The organism is Ligilactobacillus sp. LYQ60 (assembly GCF_045033015.1).
In the GTDB taxonomy this organism is placed as follows: Bacteria; Bacillota; Bacilli; order Lactobacillales; family Lactobacillaceae; genus Ligilactobacillus.
Window position 1 is genome coordinate 1 of sequence record NZ_JBJFZV010000010.1, and the last position, 3,249, is coordinate 3,249.

Here is a 3,249-nt window from a genome sequence, read left to right on the forward strand (position 1 = left end):
CAGCTTTGTTCTTTGAAAACTAGATAACAATTCTTGATTTCTTGATTAAATTGAACCGAGAACACCGCGTTTTAAAGAGTTTAAAACAAGACAAGTTCTTGAGCGCTAAACTCATCAATTACCGGAAGGTAATGAGAGGTTAAGTTATTAAGGGCGTATGGTGGATGCCTTGGCACTAGGAGCCGATGAAGGACGTGACTAACTGCGATAAGCTTCGGGGAGCTGTAAGTAAGCACTGAGCCGGAGATTTCCGAATGGGGCAACCCAATGACCGTGAGGTCATTACTGCTAGGTGAATCTATAACCTAGTAAGTGGAACACGTGGGGAACTGAAACATCTTAGTACCCACAGGAAAAGAAAGAAATTCGATTCCCTGAGTAGCGGCGAGCGAACGGGGAACAGCCCAAACCAGGAAGCTTGCTTTCTGGGGTTGTAGGACTGGTGTGGTGAGTTACCAAGTAATCATGTAGTCGAAGCAGTTGGGAAGCTGCACCACAGAGGGCGATCGTCCCGTAGACGAAACATGGTTACCTCCAACCAGGATCCTGAGTACGGCGGAACACGTGAAACTCCGTCGGAAACCGGGAGGACCATCTCCCAAGGCTAAATACTACCTAGTGACCGATAGTGAACCAGTACCGTGAGGGAAAGGTGAAAAGCACCCCGGAAGGGGAGTGAAAGAGTTCCTGAAACCATATGCCTACAAGCAGTCAGAGCCCATTAAGGGGTGATGGCGTGCCTTTTGTAGAATGAACCGGCGAGTTACGCTTGCATGCGAGGTTAAGGCGGTAAGGCCGGAGCCGCAGCGAAAGCGAGTCTGAAACGGGCGTTTCAGTATGGAGGTGTAAAACCCGAAACCAGGCGACCTACCCATGTCCAGGTTGAAGGTGCGGTAAAACGCACTGGAGGACCGAACCCGTGTACGTTGAAAAGTGCTGGGATGAGGTGTGGGTAGCGGTGAAATTCCAAACGAGCTTGGAGATAGCTGGTTCTCCCCGAAATAGCTTTAGGGCTAGCCTCGGAATTAAGGATCATGGAGGTAGAGCACTGTTTGGACTAGGGGCCCATCCTGGGTTACTGAATTCAGATAAACTCCGAATGCCATTGATCCATGTCCGGGAGTCAGACTGCGAGTGATAAGATCCGTAGTCGAAAGGGAAACAGCCCAGACCACCAATTAAGGTCCCTAAATACGTGTTAAGTGGAAAAGGATGTGGAATTGCACAGACAACTAGGATGTTGGCTCAGAAGCAGCCACCATTTAAAGAGTGCGTAATAGCTCACTAGTCGAGTGATTCTGCGCCGAAAATGTAACGGGGCTAAACACGTTACCGAAATTGTGGGTGTGACCGTAGGTCACGCGATAGGGGAGCGTTCCAAGGGCAATGAAGTCAGACCGGAAGGACTGGTGGAGCGCTTGGAAGTGAGAATGCCGGTATGAGTAGCGCAAGGCAGGTGAGAATCCTGCCCACCGAATGACTAAGGTTTCCTGGGGAAGGCTCGTCCGCCCAGGGTTAGTCGGGACCTAAGTCGAGGCCGGGAGGCGTAGACGATGGATAACAGGTGGAGATTCCTGTACTAGTTAATCTTGTTTGAGCGATGGAGGGACGCAGAAGGCTAACGATGCACGCTGCTGGAAATGCGTGTTCAAGCAGTAAGTTTGGGAGTGAGTAAAAGGCTTGCTTCCGGGTAAACGAGCTGTGATGAGGAGTGAAATTAAAGTAACGAAGTGAGTGATGTCACGCTGCCGAGAAAAGCTTCTAGTGAGAGATTAACTACCCGTACCGCAAACCGACACAGGTAGTCAAGGAGAGGATCCTCAGGTGAGCGAGAGAACTCTCGTTAAGGAACTCGGCAAAATGACCCCGTAACTTTGGAAGAAGGGGTGCTGGCCGCAAGGCCAGCCGCAGTGAAGAGGCCCAGGCGACTGTTTATCAAAAACACAGGTTTCTGCAAAATCGTAAGATGATGTATAGGGGCTGACGCCTGCCCGGTGCTGGAAGGTTAAGAGGATGGGTTAGCTTCGGCGAAGCTCAGAATTGAAGCCCCAGTAAACGGCGGCCGTAACTATAACGGTCCTAAGGTAGCGAAATTCCTTGTCGGGTAAGTTCCGACCCGCACGAAAGGCGTAACGATCTGGGCACTGTCTCAACGAGAGACTCGGTGAAATTGTAATACCCGTGAAGATGCGGGTTACCCGCGACAGGACGGAAAGACCCCATGGAGCTTTACTGTAGCTTGATATTGGGTGTTGGTACAGCTTGTACAGGATAGGTAGGAGCCGTAGAAGGCGGAACGCTAGTTTCGCTGGAGGCGCTGGTGGGATACTACCCTCGTTGTATGAACACTCTAACCCACGCCGGCAATCACGGCGGGAGACAGTGTCAGGTGGGCAGTTTGACTGGGGCGGTCGCCTCCTAAAAGGTAACGGAGGCGCCCAAAGGTTCCCTCAGAATGGTTGGAAATCATTCACAGAGTGTAAAGGCAGAAGGGAGCTTGACTGTGAGACCAACAAGTCGAACAGGGACGAAAGTCGGGCTTAGTGATCCGGCGGTTCCGTATGGAAGGGCCGTCGCTCAACGGATAAAAGCTACCCTGGGGATAACAGGCTTATCTCCCCCAAGAGTCCACATCGACGGGGAGGTTTGGCACCTCGATGTCGGCTCATCGCATCCTGGGGCTGTAGTCGGTCCCAAGGGTTGGGCTGTTCGCCCATTAAAGCGGTACGCGAGCTGGGTTCAGAACGTCGTGAGACAGTTCGGTCCCTATCCGTCGCGGGCGGAGGAAATTTGCGAGGATTTGTCCTTAGTACGAGAGGACCGGGATGAACATACCGCTGGTGTACCAGTTGTTTCGCCAGGAGCAGCGCTGGGTAGCTATGTATGGATGAGATAAACGCTGAAAGCATCTAAGTGCGAAACTCACCTCAAGATCAGATTTCCCATTCCGTTAGGAAGTAAGACCCCTGAGAGATGATCAGGTAGATAGGATGGAAGTGGCAGTGTGGTGACACATGGAGCGGACCATTACTAATCGGTCGAGGACTTAACCAACGGTTAAGGCGTGGTGGGTTCAGCAAGAAACGAATTGTTAGCTAGTTTTGAGAGAACGAAGTTCTCTTAAGGAAAGAGTGCGGTGATGATGGCCTGAAGGATACACCTGTTCCCATGCCGAACACAGTAGTTAAGCTTCAGCGCGCCGAGAGTAGTTGGGGGACCGCCCCCTGTGAGGGTAGGACGTCGCCGTGC

At 51.8% G+C, this 3,249-nt stretch carries 2 rRNA genes; both read left to right on the plus strand.

Features of this window, described 5'->3' with window-relative positions:
- Positions 1 to 137: 137 nt before the first annotated feature.
- Positions 138 to 3,054: ribosomal RNA gene (locus ACI3EZ_RS07275) — 23S ribosomal RNA — on the plus strand.
- Between the two features lie 78 nt (positions 3,055 to 3,132).
- Positions 3,133 to 3,249: ribosomal RNA gene (gene rrf / locus ACI3EZ_RS07280) — 5S ribosomal RNA — on the plus strand.